Raw genomic sequence first — 18,801 nt, 5'->3', positions numbered from 1 at the left:
GACCTTAGCCAATCTGACGGGCGATCAGTTTCAGGATCTGCTCTGCCGTATCGGCATTGATCACCCTACCCTTCAGCTCGATCCGCAGCCCATCGGATGACACCTCGGCACTCAGCGCGCCACCTTTGGGCAGATCGCGGCTTGGCAGCCGGGTGATTTCCTGAGGCCGTCCACCGCGAGACCTGTCACGCGGCGCTGTGCTTGCGTCCTTTAGTGTCTTCTGCAGCAGAGCCCATTCGGATTTGGCGTCCTGGACATCTGCCTCTGCCAGGGCCGCGCGCAACTGGGTTTGGCGCCCATCCCGCAGCGCGGTAGCCAGGGCAAGCCCCGCCTTTTCCGTCAGCCCGGTTGGGAACTGCAACAGATCACCCAGGGCCTCATGCACCAGGGCAAAGCTGCGCACCTTGGATCGTTTTGCCTTGGAGGCCGCCGCAAACAGCGCGTCCACCGCGGCCTCAATGCTGGGAAAGACCTCTTGTCCCTTTGCCAACACCGCAATGCGCCCGCGTTCATAATGGCTGAGGTTGGCGCGCACCTCGTTTTCTTCCACCATGGAAACATAGGCCGCCTGCCCCGCGTCGGCCTCGCGCACAAAGGCCGGGATCTGGGCAAAGCCCGCATCCCCTGTTGCGAGCGCGCGATAGGCCTGCAGTCGGCGAAAGCCAGAGATCAGGCCATAGCCGGTTTCCGTCTTGGCCACCTCGATAGGCGCCCGCAAGCCGTTTTCCTTGATCGAGGCCTGCAGCTCCGCCATGGCTTCGGCGTCTTCGACCAGACGGTCACGGCGGATGAAATCCTGGTCGATGTCCGCAACGGCCAGGATCTGCACAATCAGGCCGTCCTTTTCAGCCTCGCGCCAGCGGGCGGCATCGCCCTGATCCCGCGCCAGTGCCACCCGGTCAGTGACCCCGGCCATACTGTTGAGGCTGGCCGCCTCGGCTGCGACCTGGGCAATCGGCGGCACGGCGGATTTGGTCTCAAACGGATTGGCCGAAGGTTTCGTCGCGAAACCCTCCTCCAGCTCTTGCAATTCGCTGGCATCCGGGGCGATCAGTCTTCTGCGTTTAGCCATTCTGTTCGTCTCCCATATTTGCATCGCGCCACCAGCAGCCGATCAACAGTTCCTTGAATTCCGCATAGGTGCGATCAAAGGTTTCCCGCCCCCGCACATAGGTGTCGCGGTTGAAATCACGGTAATCGGCCTCGTAGATGCCGTTCACCTGCTCCCCCGCCTGACCAACCAAGGCCGTATAGTCCTGCCGGTAGGCATTCATAAAGTCCCCAAAATAGGCCTGGATCACATTGGCCATGTCGGTTTGCTGACTGGCATCAAACCGGGTGACAATGGCCCGTACTACATCCCATTCGAACTTTATTTCAGGTAACCCCGCCGCGCGCTGTGCGGAATTTTCACCGTCCTCAATCGAGGCAAAGGTGGTGTAAAGCATATCAAAGAAACGCCCGGTCGAATCAAACTCCAGATAGGACGCCCCCAGGGGAACCAGCAGAATGTCAGCCGCCGCCAGCGCATTGATGGTCAGATAGCCAAGCGCGGGCGGGGTATCGAGAAAGATCACGTCGTATTCATCGAGGATGCTTTCATCCTGCAGAAAATTGGTCAGCCCGTCCCACAGTGGCCAGCTGCGCAATCCCATGCGCCAAACCGGGATCTGGAATTCCGCCCAATAGAGGTTCAGCTGCGCCCCGATCAGATCAATATTGGGCCAGTGGGTTTTCTGAATAACGTCCTGCGGTGTGGTCTTCAGCGCCTCTTGCAGGGTTTCATCCAACGGGATTTCCGGCTGGCCAGCAGCGGCGCGTATTTGGTTTTCGCTGGTGACGGCCTTGGCGTAGTCCTTGGCCACCAGCGGGAAAACCGTCTGCCATTCGTCTGCAACCTTGCCGCCCATGATCGAGGTCATCGAGCCCTGGCTGTCCAGGTCAATCACCAGCACCTTGTAGCCATCCAAAGCGGCGGACATGGCAAGATGCGCTGCGGTCGATGTTTTGCCAACACCGCCTTTGAAATTGGCCACGGCGACAACTTTGGCCGGCAGACCTTCTGGACGGTAAGGCACATATTCCTTGGTGCTGACGCCTTCGCTGTCAAAGTGTTGGCGCAGCGCCAAGACCTCTTCCAGGGTGAACCATTTGGAACCGCCTTCCCCCTCGCCCTGGGGCAGATCAGGGTTGGCTTTGAGCACCCGGCGCAGATGGGCGGGCGCCACCGGTATCAGGTACTTGGTGATTTCCCAGGTGGAAAATTTGCGTAATCGTTTCTGCCCATCCGGGGCGTAACCGCGCCGTGCCAGGTCTTCGCGGCCCTTGCCACAAAAGGCCGCGGCCTTGGCAAATCGTGCAGTGCCAATGGGATCAGGCAGCTTCTTTGCGGCGGCCTCTGGATCCAGATTAAGATAGGGGGGCAGGGCAGGTGAGGGGGGTTTGCTCATATCGTTGCCTCATATCATGTTCGCCTATTCGGCGGATATCAGCGAAACTAGCGGACATCTTATGATCATTCCAGCATGGATATGATACATTTGCACAATCGTGACAAATTCACCGGTTTCGCGGCGAAACCTAGTGAAATCAGAATCTTAGGCACAACATAGGTTTAGTTCTTTTAGGGAATTTAGAATCTTTGCTCAGGATAAGTAGTTTTATTTCAGTGGGTTAATCTAACTTGGGTGCCTGAAAACAGGATGAAAGGCACCAGTCTGCGGGACCATAGGTACCCATCAACGGGATAAAGGACTCCTTGGCGCGGGATAAGGGGCACCGATTCTCGGGACGGGCTGTCAAGCGCTATAAGGCTCTCTTGTGGGGGCTTAGGCTCTAAAGCGACTCTGTGTCGGGCTTGGGTCGCGACCTCTGTCGCGGCTTCTTTTGCGCGGTGTGAGTCGTATGCCCGCAGGGGATGGATTCGGATCAAGCTGGGGCTCCTGTATATGGGTACCTTAATATCTTGGGCTCAGGAACCTGGGCGTGATTGATCGTTGGGTACCTTATATGGCATGATGTGGGAAAAATCGAGCAGGCAAATAGTATGGGCGATTCCCAGATCGACATGGATTCACTCTCCGGCCCCTTGCGGCGGGAAACGGTGAAAAAGAATGTGGCCGCAATTCATATCAGCGGCAAGCTCAGCCTGTTGCAACGCAAGCTGTCAAATGTGCTGTTGCTCAATGCCTATGACGCGCTGACCACGGCGCAGAGCCATACCATTGATGCACGAACCCTGGCGACAATTGTCGGCTACAACTCCAACGATTTTGACACCCTGCGCGCCAGCCTGCGGGCGCTGGCAGAAACCGTGGCGGAATGGGATATGCTGGATGACAAGGGGCGTCAGGAATGGGGCGTGTCCTCGCTGCTGTCCTTTGCCAAGCTAAAGAACGGGGTTTGTGAATATGCCTATTCCCCGGCTCTGGCGCAAAAACTGCATGACCCCAAAATTTACGCGCTGATCAATGTACATATCCAGCGCAACTTCAGCTCGGGGCATGGGCTGGCGCTGTATGAAAACTGCTACCGCTTTGTGCGCACCCACTCGACCGGCTGGTGGAGCTTAGAGACCTTCCGCAAGCTGATGGGGGTTGATGGCTCCAGCTATTATGAGAGCTTCAAACATCTGAATGCCAAGATCATCAAACCAGCGGTAGCGGAGGTCAACAAAAGCTCAGACATTATCATCACGCCGGAGTTTCAAAAGAAGGGCAGGGCGGTGACCGAGATCCGCTTTCTGATCAAGTCGAACCCGCAGATGGCGATGTTCCAGATTGATGACAGCGACGGCATGCGCAATCTGGCGACCTACAAGGCGTTGCGCGGGCAGGGGGTCTCTGACCGTCTGGCGCGCCAGTGGATCACCGAACACGGCGAGGACTATGTGAAACAGAAACTGTCGCTGATGACGGAACAGGCCGAGGTCAAAAGCTCGGTGGGCTATCTGTCGGCAGCGCTGCGCGATGATTACCAGCCTCACAAACCCGCAGCAAAGGCAGAGCCCAGCCCTGAGGCAAAAGAAGCGGCTCGGCTGCGGGATCAGCAGCGGGCCAAGGAGGCGGCGGACTATGCGGCGCGCCAAACTGAGCGGCAAGAGCGGGCGCGGCGGCTTGATCTGGTGGAGGATCTGGTTTCGCGGCGAAACCCCACCCAGCGGGATGCGGACAAGCAGCTGTTCATGGCCGGGCTGGAAGACGATCTGGAGCGCGAGAATTTCCGCGTCCATGGTTGGCGCTCAGCCCTGAATGCCAGCGCAATCATTGCCTTTTGGCAGGAGATGGAACCGGAGGCGTTTGAGCAATGAGCGACCAAAACGATACGCTGATTTCAGTCTCGGACCGGATGCAAGAGGGGTACAGCTACCGTTTGACGGCCAAAATGGGGGAAGACTTTGATGAGAGCTTTACCCCGTTTCACAGCCCGGCAGAGATGCTGGCGCTGGGGGTCTTTGAGGGCAAATATCTCAATGACTGCCGCAATGAGTTCCCGGAAAACTGGTTTGAAAAGGCCCGGCTGTCAGCGCAGCCAGATGCGTCGCTGAATTATTTTGGCATCAAAAGCCGCCAACCCCTGGGCCATTGGCAAGACAAGGGATGGATCTATGGGCCGGATCCGCGCGGGTGGTTTCAGTGGTATTGCCGCTATTACCTGGGGCGCCGTCTGGCTGAGGTTGATCAAATCCAGATCAAACGCTGGCGCGGCTTTGCCCGCCATGCCGGGCAGATCCGCGCCAATTGTTATCCAGGCGATGTCTTTTGCCGCCCACGACAAAGGCAGGCCCTTTTGCAATGGGCCTACGACCCTTACATCTGAGCGATGTCAGGGGCTCAGCGTGACGAGAGGAGCTTTTGTGTTGCGACCAGCTCTGCCTGCAAGGCTTTCAGGTCGGCAGGCACTTGCGGCGCGCCGCCATTTTCCAATGACTTCTCCAAACCTGCAACGCGATCCTGCAACGCGGCGAGTTTTTCACTGACACTCTGAGCGAGTGCTGGCGGCAGTGTTTTTCCTGCGGCGTCTTGGGCCATCGTGGGGGGATGCGTTTCCCCGCCGTCGCGCTGGTGTTGCTCGGCATGGAATTTGCGCAGCTCCAGATTCAAACGGGCGGAAAAGAGTTTAAACAGGTCGGCTTGCAGAATCTTATCCAGAAGTTCGCGATCATGTTGCAGCGCAAAATGGCCGATCACCTGACCAGATTCATCCCGGATGTTCTGGCCAAGATAGGAGACCAGATTGGCCTCCTTGTATTGCATCTGGGTGGGAAAGACCTCTTGTAGCTCGGTACGGACAATAAAGACGTCTTTGTCTTTGAGATGGGTACAGGGTGTGCCCGCATAGGGAACAATTTCGTTTTCCACGTCGGGGATGAGTTTGCCATCCTGGCAATAGGTCAACAGGCGAAAGCTGTGATCGTCTTCGGGCAGTGTTTCCGCAATAAAGGCAACCCGTACTTTCAGCGCGGTCTGCATCTGTTCCGTGAGCAGCCGCAGCGTGTCCAGGTTGCCGATCAGGCTTGGGCCCTCAGCCAGGGCCGCCAAAATGCGCATGGCATGAAGAGTGACCAGTTCGGCGCTAAGGCGGGCGACAAACATGTCTATGGTTTCGAGCACATGCTCGGCCTCTTCCGGATCAATTTCCCGCCGCCAGGAGGCCTGCACCACACCGATGAGCTCTCCTTCGGAGTTTTTCAGGGGAATGCCGATGTAGCTGCGAATACCCTGTTCGCGCAGCAGGTTGTCCTCTGTGTAGGATTTTTGAACATCGCTGAGCAGGATTATCGGCTGGGCTGTTTGAATCACCGCGATGCAGGGGGTCAAGCAGGCCTGATAATCGAAATCTTCCAGCGGTTTACCGTCCATACTGCCGGCCAGGACACTAATCCGCTCGTTCTCCATCACCAAAAGCTCGCCTATGGTGACCAAGTCAATCTCGAAACAATCAGCCAGAGTTTCAGCAAAAAACTGGATAAAGTCACGTCCGGTTGAGCTGGAGAGGACCAACAATTCATCAGAACTGCCTTGGTTTTTCCACTCATTCACTGGTGATGCCAATTGCTGCATTCAAAAACTCACTACTTCAAAAGATTGGAAACCCAATGTAATCAGAGGATTGAGTCCTTGGGTGTCGATTATTACTTTCTATCCTTGATGGGCAGAAGCACGCGCTCCCCCGCTGTCAATCTCACCGTCATTTTGGTTTCCAATTAGTCCTGCACAGAATGGTCAAGTATTCAAGAAATAGAACCGAGCCGAGGGTGCTGGCGCGAATCCCCATGGGCAAACTTAGGCATAAGTTACAACTTTTCCGTGAATCGGCTTTGCAAGATCAATCCCGATACGGTCGCAAGTATTATGTGAACTGACCCTTGCCAGGGTTGGACCGCTGCCAACATCACCCTGCTATAGAGGGCGGTCCTTCGTGGTATGAGCGGTGATCTGTGGCCAGCTGCGGGCCCCCGCCATAGGGCTACAACCGCAGATCTGACGCTGCAGCGGGCAGCACATATTTGAGGTCATACAGCACGGCATCCTGCGTGCCAAAGGCGCGAAAATCCTGTTCCGTCAGTTTGGCAAATTCCGCGTGTGCGACGGCGATGATTACCCCATCATAGGTGTCTTTTTCTGGAGCTTGAATGAGCTCAAAACCAAAACTTTCACGTGCCGCAACCGGGTCAGCGCAGGGGTCACAGACATCGACGCTCAGCCCGTAATCTTCCAATCCGCGCACCACGTCAATGACGCGGGTGTTGCGCAGATCGGGGCAGTTTTCCTTGAAGGTCAGCCCCATCACCAACACCCGCCGCATCGGCTTGCCGCGCTTGACCAGGGCCTTGATCATCTGTTGCGCTACATAGGTTCCCATCCCGTCGTTTAGACGTCGCCCTGCCAGCAGGATATCGGGGTGATAGCCCAGGCTTTCTGCCTTATGGGTCAGATAGTAGGGGTCCACACCAATGCAGTGGCCGCCCACCAGGCCAGGGCGGAAGGGCAGGAAATTCCACTTGCTGCCTGCAGCCTGTAGCACCGCCTCGGTGTCGATCCCCATCCGGTTAAAGATCATCGCCAGCTCATTGATCAGGGCGATATTGATATCGCGCTGACTGTTTTCGATCACCTTGGCGGCTTCGGCGACACGAATGCTGGGGGCCAGATGGGTGCCGGCAGTGACCACCTCATTGTACAGCGCATCGACGCGCGCTGCGACTTCGGGGGTCGAGCCTGAGGTCACCTTGGTTATGTCCGCCAGTCGACGGGTTTTGTCACCGGGATTGATCCGCTCTGGCGAATAGCCGGTGTGGAAATCCTGGTTAAAGCGCAGGCCGGATTCCGCCTCCAGTACCGGCACGCAGTCTTCCTCGGTGGCACCTGGGTAGACTGTGCTTTCATAGATCACCAGATCGCCGGGTTTCAGCACGGCGCCAACGGTTTTGGAGGCTGCCAGCAGGGGGCGCAGATCCGGGCGGTGGCTGGCGTCAACCGGGGTGGGAACGGTGACGATATAGATCGTGGCCTCGGCAATGGCGGCGGGGTCCGAGGTGAGCGTCAATTGCACGGCCTCGGTCAGCTCTGTCGCAGAGGTCTCGCCAGTCTGGTCGTTGCCGGCGCGCAGTTCGGTGATGCGCTTGTGGTCAATGTCAAAACCCACTGTGGGACGGTGACGACCAAAGGCCGCTGCCAGGGGCAGGCCAACATAGCCAAGGCCAATAATGCAAATCTGATCCTGCAAACTCTGCTCCTGCATTGCCGTGGCACCTGGATGCTGACGCGTATTCTTAAATGCCCATATAGCTCTTCACAGGGCAGGCGACCAGCCCTGCCAATGTGCTGTCGCGGTCTGTTGATCTGTCTGCTGCTTTCCGGTTTGGCTTGGCTTGTGGTTTCGAGTACATACAAGGCCTTATAGGGACAGAGTATTGTAGGTGTGGAATGAAAATCGCCGTTGCTGGAATTGGCTATGTAGGCCTGTCGAACGCCGTTTTGCTGGCGCAGAACCATCAGGTGGTGGCGGTGGATGTGACACAGGCACGGGTCGATATGATCAATGCCCGTAAATGCCCCATTGTCGATGCAGAGCTGGAGGCCTTTCTGGCGGATAAACCCCTGCAGTTGACGGCGACAATGGATGCGCAGGCGGCCTATCGCGACGCTGAGTTTGTCATTGTCGCTACGCCTACGGATTACGATACCGATACCAATTACTTTGACACCTCCAGTGTCGAGACGGTGATAGCTCAGGTTCTGGCGGTGAACCCTGCGGCGACAATTGTCATCAAATCGACCATTCCGGTGGGGTTCGTCCAGCGGCTGCGGGCAGAGCTCGGCATCGACAATCTGATGTTTTCGCCTGAATTCCTGCGCGAAGGTCAGGCGCTCTACGATAACCTGCATCCCTCGCGGATCATTGTTGGCTCACAACGTGAGGCAGCCCGCAGGTTTGCCGATCTGCTGATCGAGGGCGCGGTGAAAAAGGACGTGCCGGTTCTATTTACCGATCCCAGCGAGGCGGAGGCGATCAAGCTGTTTGCCAATACCTATCTTGCCATGCGGGTGGCGTTCTTTAACGAGCTGGACAGCTACGCCATGGCGGGCGGCATGGAGGCGCGTCAGATCATCGAGGGCATTGGATACGATCCGCGCATCGGCAATCACTACAACAACCCGTCGTTTGGCTATGGCGGCTATTGCCTGCCCAAAGATACCAAACAGCTGTTGGCGAACTACTCCGAGGTGCCACAGAACCTCATCCGCGCCATTGTCGATGCCAACCATACCCGCAAGGATTTCCTGGCGGATCAGATCATTGCCAAGGCGCCCAATGTGGTGGGCATTTACCGGCTGGTGATGAAGGCCGGATCAGACAATTTCCGCCGCTCCTCGATCCAGGGCATCATGAAGCGGATCAAGGCCAAGGGCATCAAGGTCGTGGTCTATGAACCGGTCTTGCAGGAAGATGAGTTCTTTGGCTCAGCGGTGGTACGGGATCTGGAGGCCTTTAAGCAGGTGTCAGATGTCATCGTCGCCAACCGGGTGACCGATGACATCCGCGATGTAGAGGACAAGATCTTTACCCGTGACCTGTCGGGCACCGACTAAAAATCGCGCAGTTTGGCGTGACTGCCCCAGCGCGGTGGCTGGGGCGGGTTATTTAATCTGCCCATTCAACACTGAGTTCTTCGCGAAAGGCAAAACGCACCAGGTGATCGGTGATCACCTGTTTCCAGCGTGTCAGATCGCCCCGCGGCCCGGTGGTGGCGGTGATCTCCAATTGGTCGGCTGCGGCTGTCATCGTAACCCGGTTGCCAGTGTCAAAAGTGATGCTGCCCTGGGCCGCGTCAAATTCTGCTGTGGCTTTGTGCGACCAGTGTTTGCACAGCTGTTGCAAATAGCGGCTGGCGTTTTCAGTTTTTGCGCTACCGGTCGCGGCCTGATCCGGCAGCAGCGCCAGCGCCGCCTTGGCGGTGTTGCGCATGGCAGCGGCAAACAGTGTGACGTCGATATTGGTGGCGACAAAGGTGGCACCGGCATCAAGGCAGGCCCGCTGCATCTTTGGGTCCAGGGTCAGGATACCGCCGGCCTTGCCCGCGGCGACGATCTTGCCCATGGCGCCCAGCACGGCGGCTTCGACCTCGGGGGCACCTGCATTGCCGATGAACCCCATATCAGCGGCCAGATCTGCCGGGCCGATAAACACACCGTCTACGCCTTCGACCTGCAAAATCTCATCCAGTGCCGCCATGCCTGCGCGGTTTTCCACCTGCACCAGCAGGCAGATTTCGGCATCTGCGGTTTGCAGATAGTCGGGAATACCGGAAAAGTTCGAGGCCCGCGCCAGCGCGGAGCCAACGCCACGCACACCATGGGGCGGATAGGTCACCGCGCGCACCAATTCCCGCGCCTGTTCGGCGCTTTCGACCATGGGGATCAGCAGGGTCTGGGCGCCGGCATCCAGATACTGTTTGATCATCCAGGTTTCACCGATGGTGGGGCGGACGATGGCATGGCTGTCGAACCCGGCCAGCACCTGCATCTGCGCGGTGATCGAGCGCAGATCGTTGGGGGCATGTTCGGCGTCGATAAGCAACCAGTCAAACCCAGCCCCGGCACTGATCTGCGCCACGTAAGGGTCAGCCAGCCCCAGCCAGCAGCCCATCTGGGGTTTTCCGGCTTTCAGCGCGGCTTTGAACGGGTTGTGCGGAGCGGGCATGGGCAATGTCCTTATAGATAAGATCTGATGTCACAGGAGCCTTAGGCGAAGCGAATGTCAACCGAGCCAAAGGCGCCAAAATCGGCGTGAATATCAGCGCCGGACGGGCATTCAATGGGGCGGATAAAGCTGCCGGACAGGATCACCTGACCGGGTTCGATGCTCTGGCCATACTGCGCCATGCGCCGGGCCAGCCAGACAACGCTTTCCACCGGATCATTGAGAACACCCGCGCCGAGCCCGGTTTCCTCCACCTCGCCGTTGCGGCTGGTGATGGCGCCGACCCAGCGCAGATCATGGGCGTCAAGGCTGTGGCGTTCGCGGCCCAGCACGATACCCGCATTGGCGGCGTTGTCGCTGATGGTGTCAAAGACGCTGCGGGTCTGGCCGGTTTCCGGGTCCGCGCGCAGGATACGGGTATCCAGAATCTCGATCGAAGGGGCCACATAGTCGGTGGCGGCAATGACGTCCTGGCGGGTGACATCGGCGCCGCCAATGGGGGTTTTCATCACAAAGGCAATCTCAGCCTCGATACGGGGCTGGATAAACCGCCCCGCTGGCACCGTCGCACCGGTTTCAAACAACATATCGTCAAACAGGATACCGCTGTCGGGGATGTCGATGTTGAGCGCATATTGCATCGCCTTGGAGGTGAGGCCAATTTTCCAGCCGATCACCTGTTGGCCCGCCGCCAGTTTGGCGCGGTAGATGGCGTTTTGCACTCCATAGGCGTCATCCATGCCCATCTCGGGGTGGCGTTTGGTCAGCAACCCGATCTGCTGGCCCGTGGCTTCGGCCTGCAGCAGATCGGCGGCGGCCTGGACGTGGTCTTGCGGTGTCATGATGTCACCTCGTCCTCAACGCCATTGCGCAGGGTGCCGATGCCTTCGACCTCTACCTCGACCACATCGCCGGGTTTCAAATAGCGCGGCGGATCAAAGCGGGCGCCGGCCCCGGTGGGGGTGCCGGTGATGATGATGTCGCCGGGCTGCAGGGTCATGAAAGTGGAGATATATTCGATCTCGCGGCGAATGGGGAACATCATCCGCGACAGCACATCGTCCTGGCGGATCTCGCCATTGACGCGGGTGAGGATGCGGGCGTCATCCAGCTGTTTGGCATCGGTAAAGGGCACCAGCCAGGGGCCGATGGCACCTGATTTGTCCCAGTTCTTGCCTTGCGTTACGTTGAATTTGGCATGGCGCACCCAGTCGCGAATGGTGCCCTCATTGCAGAGCGTCAGAGCGGCGATATGGTCATAGGCGTCATCCTGGCTAATGCGGCGGCCGCCTTTGCCGATGACGATGGCAACTTCGCCCTCATAATCCAGGGTGTGGTTTTCCGGCGGGCGCACCAGATTTTGCCCATGGCCGGTAAAGCCGCTGGCAAAGCGTGGAAACAGTGACATGTATTTTGGCTGGGCACTGCCGTCTTTGTATTCGGCGTTGCGATCGGGGAAGTTGACCCCAACACACAAGATGCGCGGCGCATTGGGCAGCACCATTTCATAGATGAAATCGGTATGGCTGACAGGCTTGTCTGCCGCCAGTTTCTCAAGCTCTTCCAGGGCACCTGCCGCAATCACATCGTAAAGCGTGGCCCATTGTGGGCAGGTGTCATTCAGGGCGATCATGCCCGTGTCGGTGACGGCGCCATAGAAGGTCTCACCTTCGGCCGTGTAGGTTGCAAAACGCATCTGATTTCTCCTCCGCTGCAAGCCCTGTGGCGTTGCCTTGGGTCATGTTGTTCTCTGAAATACCCGGCTAGACCGGGAAGATCACATTGGTCTGGCCGGTGCCCGATGATGGGAAATACTCCGTCACCACCTCGCATTTGCCGGTGTATTTATCCCAGCCAAGGGCGCCATAAAGCATCGCCGTGTCATGCATCGAGCCTTCGCCACAGCAGAATTGCGCGTATTCGCTCAGCATCTTGAGGAAGGTGGCGTGATCACCCTGTTTCCACATCTCCAGCACATGCAGGTCCATTTGCCGGTTGAATTCGGAGGAGATGGTAAAGGTGCCATTGTTGGCGGCATAGTCCTTATTGGCCCAGATTTTGTGACTGAGCGAACCAGAGGCCACCAGCAGCACCTTTTCATCCGAGGCCTCAATCGCTTCGCGGATCGCTTCGCCAACAATGCGGCTTTCATCGTGGTCATGCACTGTGGCCCAGGCGGCAACCGAGACCACTTTCATATCATGTTCACGGGCCATGAAGCGCATCGGCACCAGGGTGCCATATTCCAGCTCCAGACTGTCCAGCTGATGGCAGAGCGTATAGGCCCCCCTGTCAGTGGCGGCCTTGGCGATGGCCTCGCCCAGGGCCGGATTGCCGTCATAGGCATAGGGCAGGTTCTGAATGAACTGCGGAAATTCATTCGAGGTGAACAGGCCCTCAAAGCGGGTGTTGGCATTGATGTGAAAGCCCGCATTGATCACCCAATGGGTGTCACAGATCACCACGGTGGTGGCCCCAAGCGCCTTGGCGCGGCGGGCGATTTCGCGATGCCCGTCAATGGCGGCCTGACGTTTGCCTTTGATTGGTCCCTCCTGCTCTGACATCAGCATGGTTGGGACATGGGTCATTTTGGCGGCGAGAACGATCTCTCCCATGGGGACACTCCTTGTATGAGGTGGGGGAGGGGCCGGCCCCTCAGTTTCAAATGGGCATTCGAAACTTCACCCCGGGATATTTTGGCCAAATAAAGCCGAGGTCAGCTGCCCAGGCGGGTGATTTTATGCTGGCCGGTGGCAAAGCCGATGTGCTTTTGCTCCATATAGAAGTCAAAGCTCCAGTCGCCGCCATCGCGGCCGATGCCGCTGGCCTTGACCCCGCCAAAGGGGGTGGGCAGGTGGCGGACGTTTTCCGAGTTCACCCAGATCATCCCGGCCTCTAGTTGATCGGTGAAACGCAGGGCGCGGGTGAGGTCGCTGGTCCAGAGATAGCCGGTGAGGCCATATTGGGTGTCATTGGCCAGCTGCAGCGCCTCTTCCTCGGTGCTGAAGGGGATGGAGGTCAGGACGGGGCCAAAGATTTCTTCCTGGGCGATGCGCATCTTATTGTTGGCTTCTGTGAACAGGGTGGGGCGGACAAAATAGCCCTCATCTCCCAGAGTGGTGCCGCCCGCGGCCACGGTGGCGCCGTCTTCCTGTGCGATGTCAAAATAGGAGGTCACCTTGTCGTAGTGTTCTTGGCTGATCAGGGGGCCAACTTCGCTGCTGGGATCCAGCGGGTGACCCACCTTGATCTTGTTGACGCGCTCCACCAGCCTGGCCTCGAACTCTTCGCGGATGGTATCCTGCACCAGCAGCCGCGAGGAGGAGGTACAGCGTTCGCCATTGATGGAATAAATCATAAAGATCACCGCATCCAGCGCCCGGTCCAGATCAGCATCGTCAAAGACGATGACCGGGTTTTTGCCGCCCAGCTCCAGGTGCATGCGCTTGAGCGTATCAGCGCCCTGTTTGGTGATGATCGACCCAGTGCGGCTTTCGCCGACAAAGGCAATGGCCTTGATGGCGGGGTGTTCGGTCAGCCGTTTGCCCGCGTCGTGGCCGTAGCCGTTGACGGTGTTGAGCACGCCGGGGGGCAGGCCGGCCTCTTCGGCGATTTCAACCAGCAGGCGCGCGGTCAGCGGGCTGTCTTCGGCGGGTTTGTGGACCACGGTGCAGCCCGCTGCGAGGGCCGGGGCGATCTTCCAGGTCGACAGCATGAAGGGGGTGTTCCAGGGGGTGATGACGCCAACCGGGCCAATGGGTTTGCGGGTGGTGATATTCATCAAGGTGGGCGATTGCAGGTGCTGACCATCGCGGGCCTGTACCACCTGGTCGGCAAAATAGCGGAAGTTTTCGGCGCCACGCAGGGCAGCCTTTGACATGAATTTCAGGGTCTGCCCGGTGTCCCAGCATTCGCATAGCGCGATTTCTTCGGCGCGGGCTTCGATACCTTCGGCGATGCGGATCAGGATCTTTTTGCGCTCGACTGCGGGCATGTCGCGCCAGGCGGGAAAGGCGGCTTTGGCGGCCTCTGCGGCGGCGTCAATATCGACATCTGTGCCATGTGCAACCTCACAGATCACCGATTTGTCCACCGGAGAGATGGACTGAAAGGTGCTAGCCGAGCCGGGGCGATCCACGCCTGCGATCCGGTTCTGGATGCCGGTGTCCTGAAAGCGGGCAAGAAACCCGCTGAGCTTTGCGATATTGTCGTTCAGAGCAGTCATGAGGAGACCTCCTGCGAAGGGCGACCGAGATGGGCGCGAATTGAGCCGGTTTTGGGGGAAAGGGCGGGGTCGATATCGCGCATTTCCAGCGAGAGAGCGATGGAATGGGTGGCGATGGCGGGTGTCAAAAAGGCCTGCGCGGCGTCAAAAATGCGCTGTGTGGCATCTGTTTTGACCTCAGGCGTCCGGCCGGCGCGCAGGCGGATTGAGATATCGACAAAGCCGTGTTTGGGATCGCCATCCGCAATGGCATAGTGATCCGCGCGGAAGGCGCGCACCCGGACGCCAGCCAGGGGGAATGTGTCGATTTCAACTGCGGTGGCGCGGATATGTTCGCACAGCGCCGTAACGTCCAAAACCTGTTCCAGATTTCCCGAGTATTCGATCTGAAAATGGGGCATCCCGCAACCTTTACATGTTAAGCAAAGGCACCATAGCCAGTGATGCTCTGCGTTGTCAATAATAATTAACATCGCAACTAAAAAGCAAGACAGCCTTGGTGTCGTCAGCAGCCGTTTGATTGCAGGGGGCTAGGAATGTGGGTCTTTGGTTGCACAGACAGATCAACATCTTGCTGTGGTCTTATATTGTGGTTTTGGGGTATCGGAGGGTATGGAAGTAAGAATGCTGATGAAAGGGTCAGGCGTTGATTTGGGCTGCGGCACAGATGGCTGGATCCTGGGACGTCCCGGCGGGCCAACTTTGATCAAGCTGAGTATCGGTCCTGATCATACTTTCGCTTGGTTTTTGCGGCAGGATGCGGATGATCAGCACAGCAGGCGGTTTTGAAGGACGGATCTATGATTACACCAATTTTGCTTTGCGGTGGTTCCGGCACCCGGCTTTGGCCGTTGTCGCGCAAGAGCTACCCAAAACAATTTGTGCCCCTGGTGGGGGAAACCACCCTGTTTCAGGCCTCGGCGCAGCGGCTTTCGGGGGCAGAGTTTGCGGCCCCGATGGTGCTGACCAATTCCGATTTCCGCTTTATCGTGACCGAACAGCTGGCCAGCGTTGGCATTGATCCCGGCGCCATTCTGATTGAACCTGCCGGGCGCAACACGGCCCCTGCGGTTCTGGCGGCGGCGCTGTATTTGGCTCAATCCGACCCCGAAGCGCTGATGCTGGTGGCGCCCTCGGATCATGTGGTGCCCGATGACGCGGCCTTTCGTGCGGCGGTGGCTGCTGGGGCGGATGCGGCGAAGCAGGGCCAGATCGTCACCTTTGGGATCAAACCCACCCATGCTGAAACAGGCTATGGCTATCTTGAACTCACCGGCGATCCCGGCGATTTTTCCCCGCGCGCTATTGGTCTCAAACGTTTTGTCGAGAAGCCCGATGCAGCCACAGCTGAGGCAATGTTGGCCTCTGGCAATTTCTTGTGGAACGCCGGGATCTTTTTGTTTTCGGTCAAGACTATCCTGGCGGCCTTTGCTGCCCATGCTGCCGATCTGGTGGCCCCGGTTGAGGCGGCGATTGCAGAGGGTGAAAATGACCTTGGCTTTTTCCGGCTGGACCCTGCCGCCTGGGCGGCGCTGGACGATATCTCGATCGACTACGCGGTAATGGAGAAAGCCGACAATCTGACGGTGGTGCCCTTTGCGGCCGGCTGGTCTGACCTGGGCGGCTGGGACGCGGTCTGGCGCGAAAGCCAGGCCGATGCCAATGGCGTGGTTGCCAGCGGCAATGCCACGGCGATTGACTGTCGCGACAGCCTGCTGCGGTCAGAAGATGATAGCCTGGCGGTTGTGGGCATTGGTTTGCAGGATGTGATTGCGGTGGCGATGCCGGATGCGGTGCTGGTGGCGGATGCCTCTCGTGCGCAGGATGTGAAACTGGCAGTGGCCGCGCTGAAGGAAAAAGGCGCCAAGCAGGCCACCGAGTTCCCGATGGATCATCGCCCCTGGGGCTGGTTTGAGAGCCTGGTGGTGGGCGAACGGTTCCAGGTGAAACGTATCCATGTACACCCCGGCGCGGCGCTGTCGCTGCAAAGCCATCACCACCGCTCAGAGCACTGGATTGTGGTGGAAGGCACCGCCAAGGTGACGGTGGATGACGAGGTGAAACTGGTGACGGAGAACCAGTCGGTCTATATCCCACTGGGGTCTGTGCACCGGATGGAGAACCCCGGAAAACTGCCCATGGTGCTGATCGAAGTGCAGACCGGCAGCTATCTTGGGGAAGATGACATCATCCGCTATGAGGATGTATATGCCCGTGGCCAGGGGGCCAAAGGCTAAAATCGCAAACGTAGTCTGAGCTTGCATCTCCTGCCCTGGGGTAGGGGGGTAGTATTCCTGTGGCGATCCTGGCCCAGAATACGTCCTTTTATTCAAACAAAAGGATCACGCCATTGGGCCAGGAAAACTAATATCTAGAAGCCATGCATGCGTTTGGCCCATTGATAGGCAACCACAAGCCCCTTCATTCGCGGCAGCAACAAAAGCGAGGCCGATATGGTCACCAGCGACATGATCAAAGCCAGGGTCAGGGGATCGGGCCGAAACTGCATGTAGGTGATGTGAAGCGCAAAGCCGAGCAGGTGCCCGACCAGCAAAATGGTCAGGTAGGCAGGGCCATCATCGGCGCGATTGTGATAAAGCTCCTGACCGCAGTTGTCGCAGCTGTGTTTCACTTTGAGATAGCTTTTCAGCAGCTTGCCTTCGCCGCAATTGGGGCAGCGCAGTCGCAGCCCGCGCAGCGCGGCTGGTTTCCAGGGGCGTTGCTCGGTCTGAGCGGACGGATTGGCCTGCTCTGGGGCGGCTGGTGTTGTGGTGTCGTCCTGGGGCATCTCGGGTATCACCATTTCTGATTCTTATCAAAGCTATCCTCTATGGTGTTTCTAAATTGATTGCAATCAATCATGCAATCAATCTGGTTGCAATTATGCGGAGCTTGGGGGTATTGCTGCGTAACGCCCGTGTTGGCCGGCCTTTTGGAGCTGGAAAAAAAGGAAAGACTGCTGTGGGGAGAGACCCTTTGAAACACTGGAGCCCGACGCTGCCGGTTTCGGACAAGCCGCGATATCTGGAGATTGCCGATGCGATTCGGGCAGATATTGATGCAGGCCTGCTGTTGCCGGGCGACCGGCTGCCACCACAGCGCGGGGTTGCACAGGATCTGGGGGTAGATTTTTCCACGGTATCAAGAGGGTACGCAGAGTCGGTTCGACGCGGAGATATTGAGAGCTTTGTTGGCCGTGGGACATTTGTCCGGACACCCGACGTGCAGGCGCTGCTTGACGGGGCCAATGCGGCGCCGGATCCACGCCGGATCCTGGAGGAAGATCCGATGATGAACATGCCACCGGAACCGGATGATCCGGCCCTGGTGGCCCGCATGGCCAGTGGCCTGGGCCATGTGGCGGCCAATCTGGTGCCATTGTTGCGCTATCAATCGGTGCGCGGCAGCGCTGCTGACCGGGAAATTGCCCGGACCTGGATGCAGGCAAACGGGCTGGATTTTGCCGCCGACCGCTTTGCCATCACACCAGGCGCCCATGCCAGTATATATGCGATCCTGACCCTGCTGAGCGAGCCGGGGCAGACCCTGCTGTGTGAGACTTTGACCTATCCCGGTATTCGCTCCATTGCCGCCCGTCTTGGCCTGCGGCTGGTCGGGGTGCCCAGCGACCGGGAGGGGCTGCGTCCAGAGGCTTTGGAGCGGGCAATCACCGAGCACTGGCCCGCCGCGCTATATCTGAACCCCACGTTGCAGAATCCGACCACCAAAACCATGTCCGAGACCCGCCGCCGCGAGATTGCAGAGGTGCTGACCCAGCACGACATTCAGCTGATCGAGGATGACGCCTACCGGTTTGTCGCCGCAGACGCGCCGCCGCCGATTGCCAGCCACCTGCCGGATCTGGCCTGGCATGTGGCCGGGATCTCCAAATGTTTTGGCGCTGGCCTGCGGCTTGCCTATACCACCGGGCCACAACGGGCCGAGATGGGTGGGTTTTCCCAGGCGTTGCGCAGTATCAACGTGATGGCCTCACCGCTGAGCCTGGCCCTGTTGGGGCACTGGATCGAAGACGGCACCGCCGCCCAGATCCAGGCTTTTGTGCGGCGCGCAGCGGCCCAGCGGCAGGAGTTGGCGCGGGGTATTCTATGTGGGTGTTTTGTGACCAATGCGCCCGAGGCCTTTAACCTGTGGGTGGAGCTGCCCCGTGGCACCAGCCGGGCTGAGGTCATGGGGCGCATGGCAAACCGGCAGATTGGCATCATGCCCAGCGATGCCTTTACCGTGGTGGGCCAGCCCAGCGAGGCACTGCGGGTCTGCCTGGGCGGGCCGATTAGCCTGGAGCAACTGCGCGAGGATCTGATTGCGTTGCGCGATGCAATCCTGCGCAAAGATTGGCTGGGCTGATGCAG

The 18,801-nt window shown here is 58.5% G+C and carries 16 protein-coding genes and 1 pseudogene; 5 read left to right on the top strand and 12 right to left on the bottom strand.

Features of this window, described 5'->3' with window-relative positions:
* Positions 1-4: 4 nt before the first annotated feature.
* Both N1037_22400 and N1037_22395 read right to left on the bottom strand, forming a co-directional pair.
* Positions 5-1,072: a ParB/RepB/Spo0J family partition protein gene (locus tag N1037_22400; GenBank protein ID UWS81870.1), complete on the bottom strand. Its 1,068-nt coding sequence runs from the start codon at positions 1,070-1,072 to the stop codon at positions 5-7.
* Positions 1,065-2,450, bottom strand: a complete 1,386-nt coding sequence (locus N1037_22395) for an AAA family ATPase (GenBank protein UWS81869.1) — start codon at positions 2,448-2,450, stop codon at positions 1,065-1,067. Before N1037_22395 ends, N1037_22400 begins: the two co-directional genes overlap by 8 nt.
* Positions 2,451-3,046: 596 nt before the next feature.
* Here N1037_22395 and N1037_22390 point away from each other — a divergent pair.
* Both N1037_22390 and N1037_22385 read left to right on the top strand, forming a co-directional pair.
* Positions 3,047-4,309: a replication initiation protein gene (locus N1037_22390; protein ID UWS81868.1), complete on the top strand. Its 1,263-nt coding sequence runs from the start codon at positions 3,047-3,049 to the stop codon at positions 4,307-4,309.
* Positions 4,306-4,818: a hypothetical protein gene (locus tag N1037_22385; protein UWS81867.1), complete on the top strand. Its 513-nt coding sequence runs from the start codon at positions 4,306-4,308 to the stop codon at positions 4,816-4,818. The genes N1037_22390 and N1037_22385 overlap by 4 nt, the downstream gene beginning before the upstream one ends.
* A gap of 14 nt (positions 4,819-4,832) precedes the next feature.
* Here N1037_22385 and N1037_22380 read toward each other — a convergent pair whose 3' ends face one another.
* Both N1037_22380 and N1037_22375 read right to left on the bottom strand, forming a co-directional pair.
* Positions 4,833-6,062 (bottom strand): GAF domain-containing protein, encoded by a 1,230-nt coding sequence (locus N1037_22380; protein UWS81866.1) that lies wholly within the window; start codon positions 6,060-6,062, stop codon positions 4,833-4,835.
* A gap of 406 nt (positions 6,063-6,468) precedes the next feature.
* Positions 6,469-7,743 carry a nucleotide sugar dehydrogenase gene (locus N1037_22375; protein UWS81865.1) on the bottom strand — a complete coding sequence of 425 codons (1,275 nt, stop codon included), beginning with the start codon at positions 7,741-7,743 and terminating at the stop codon, positions 6,469-6,471.
* A 185-nt stretch (positions 7,744-7,928) separates the two neighbouring features.
* On the opposite strand from N1037_22375, the gene N1037_22370 reads away from it, so the two are divergent.
* On the top strand, positions 7,929-9,095 hold the full coding sequence (locus tag N1037_22370; GenBank protein ID UWS81864.1) for a nucleotide sugar dehydrogenase: 1,167 nt from the start codon (positions 7,929-7,931) through the stop codon (positions 9,093-9,095).
* Positions 9,096-9,147: 52 nt separating this feature from the next.
* Here N1037_22370 and N1037_22365 read toward each other — a convergent pair whose 3' ends face one another.
* From N1037_22365 to N1037_22335, 7 genes and pseudogenes are all read right to left on the bottom strand, one after another.
* Positions 9,148-9,471, bottom strand: coding sequence for a DUF2218 domain-containing protein (locus N1037_22365; GenBank protein UWS81942.1), 324 nt, complete (start codon positions 9,469-9,471; stop codon positions 9,148-9,150).
* Positions 9,472-10,206 (bottom strand): annotated as a pseudogene (locus tag N1037_22360) (aldolase/citrate lyase family protein).
* Between the two features lie 41 nt (positions 10,207-10,247).
* Positions 10,248-11,048 (bottom strand): 2-oxo-hepta-3-ene-1,7-dioic acid hydratase, encoded by an 801-nt coding sequence (hpaH, locus tag N1037_22355; protein UWS81863.1) that lies wholly within the window; start codon positions 11,046-11,048, stop codon positions 10,248-10,250.
* Entirely contained in the window at positions 11,045-11,902 is an 858-nt protein-coding gene (locus N1037_22350) for a fumarylacetoacetate hydrolase family protein (GenBank protein ID UWS81862.1), read from the bottom strand. The genes hpaH and N1037_22350 overlap by 4 nt, the downstream gene beginning before the upstream one ends.
* Positions 11,903-11,969: 67 nt before the next feature.
* Positions 11,970-12,821 (bottom strand): 3,4-dihydroxyphenylacetate 2,3-dioxygenase, encoded by an 852-nt coding sequence (hpaD, locus tag N1037_22345; protein ID UWS81861.1) that lies wholly within the window; start codon positions 12,819-12,821, stop codon positions 11,970-11,972.
* A 101-nt stretch (positions 12,822-12,922) separates the two neighbouring features.
* Positions 12,923-14,431: a 5-carboxymethyl-2-hydroxymuconate semialdehyde dehydrogenase gene (gene hpaE / locus N1037_22340; GenBank protein UWS81860.1), complete on the bottom strand. Its 1,509-nt coding sequence runs from the start codon at positions 14,429-14,431 to the stop codon at positions 12,923-12,925.
* On the bottom strand, positions 14,428-14,832 hold the full coding sequence (locus N1037_22335; protein UWS81859.1) for a 5-carboxymethyl-2-hydroxymuconate Delta-isomerase: 405 nt from the start codon (positions 14,830-14,832) through the stop codon (positions 14,428-14,430). Before N1037_22335 ends, hpaE begins: the two co-directional genes overlap by 4 nt.
* Positions 14,833-15,231: 399 nt before the next feature.
* Here N1037_22335 and N1037_22330 point away from each other — a divergent pair, with 399 nt between their 5' ends.
* A complete protein-coding gene (locus N1037_22330; GenBank protein UWS81858.1) occupies positions 15,232-16,668 on the top strand; it encodes a mannose-1-phosphate guanylyltransferase/mannose-6-phosphate isomerase in 1,437 nt (478 codons plus the stop codon).
* 134 nt (positions 16,669-16,802) lie between these two features.
* Here N1037_22330 and N1037_22325 read toward each other — a convergent pair whose 3' ends face one another.
* Positions 16,803-17,219 carry a DUF983 domain-containing protein gene (locus N1037_22325; protein UWS81941.1) on the bottom strand — a complete coding sequence of 139 codons (417 nt, stop codon included), beginning with the start codon at positions 17,217-17,219 and terminating at the stop codon, positions 16,803-16,805.
* 188 nt (positions 17,220-17,407) lie between these two features.
* Between N1037_22325 and N1037_22320 the strand changes: the two genes are divergently transcribed.
* A complete protein-coding gene (locus tag N1037_22320) occupies positions 17,408-18,796 on the top strand; it encodes a PLP-dependent aminotransferase family protein (protein ID UWS81857.1) in 1,389 nt (462 codons plus the stop codon).
* The last annotated feature ends 5 nt before the right edge of the window (positions 18,797-18,801 follow it).

Source organism: Phaeobacter sp. G2 (genome assembly GCA_025163595.1).
Classification (GTDB): Bacteria; Pseudomonadota; Alphaproteobacteria; order Rhodobacterales; family Rhodobacteraceae; genus Pseudophaeobacter.
This window is presented reverse-complemented; position numbering and strand designations above follow the sequence as displayed.

Excerpts from the sequence above, each read along its gene's own strand:
- N1037_22330 (UWS81858.1), top strand. The coding sequence starts at position 15,232 with ATGATTACACCAATTTTGCTTTGCGGTGGTTCCGGCACCCGGCTTTGG.
- N1037_22370 (UWS81864.1), top strand. The coding sequence starts at position 7,929 with ATGAAAATCGCCGTTGCTGGAATTGGCTATGTAGGCCTGTCGAACGCC.
- hpaH (UWS81863.1), bottom strand. The coding sequence starts at position 11,048 with ATGACACCGCAAGACCACGTCCAGGCCGCCGCCGATCTGCTGCAGGCC.
- N1037_22325 (UWS81941.1), bottom strand. The coding sequence starts at position 17,219 with ATGCCCCAGGACGACACCACAACACCAGCCGCCCCAGAGCAGGCCAAT.
- N1037_22365 (UWS81942.1), bottom strand. The coding sequence starts at position 9,471 with ATGCGCAACACCGCCAAGGCGGCGCTGGCGCTGCTGCCGGATCAGGCC.
- N1037_22380 (UWS81866.1), bottom strand. The coding sequence starts at position 6,062 with ATGCAGCAATTGGCATCACCAGTGAATGAGTGGAAAAACCAAGGCAGT.
- N1037_22385 (UWS81867.1), top strand. The coding sequence starts at position 4,306 with ATGAGCGACCAAAACGATACGCTGATTTCAGTCTCGGACCGGATGCAA.
- N1037_22350 (UWS81862.1), bottom strand. The coding sequence starts at position 11,902 with ATGCGTTTTGCAACCTACACGGCCGAAGGTGAGACCTTCTATGGCGCC.
- N1037_22400 (UWS81870.1), bottom strand. The coding sequence starts at position 1,072 with ATGGCTAAACGCAGAAGACTGATCGCCCCGGATGCCAGCGAATTGCAA.
- N1037_22335 (UWS81859.1), bottom strand. The coding sequence starts at position 14,832 with ATGCCCCATTTTCAGATCGAATACTCGGGAAATCTGGAACAGGTTTTG.
- N1037_22375 (UWS81865.1), bottom strand. The coding sequence starts at position 7,743 with ATGCAGGAGCAGAGTTTGCAGGATCAGATTTGCATTATTGGCCTTGGC.
- N1037_22395 (UWS81869.1), bottom strand. The coding sequence starts at position 2,450 with ATGAGCAAACCCCCCTCACCTGCCCTGCCCCCCTATCTTAATCTGGAT.
- N1037_22390 (UWS81868.1), top strand. The coding sequence starts at position 3,047 with ATGGGCGATTCCCAGATCGACATGGATTCACTCTCCGGCCCCTTGCGG.
- hpaE (UWS81860.1), bottom strand. The coding sequence starts at position 14,431 with ATGACTGCTCTGAACGACAATATCGCAAAGCTCAGCGGGTTTCTTGCC.
- hpaD (UWS81861.1), bottom strand. The coding sequence starts at position 12,821 with ATGGGAGAGATCGTTCTCGCCGCCAAAATGACCCATGTCCCAACCATG.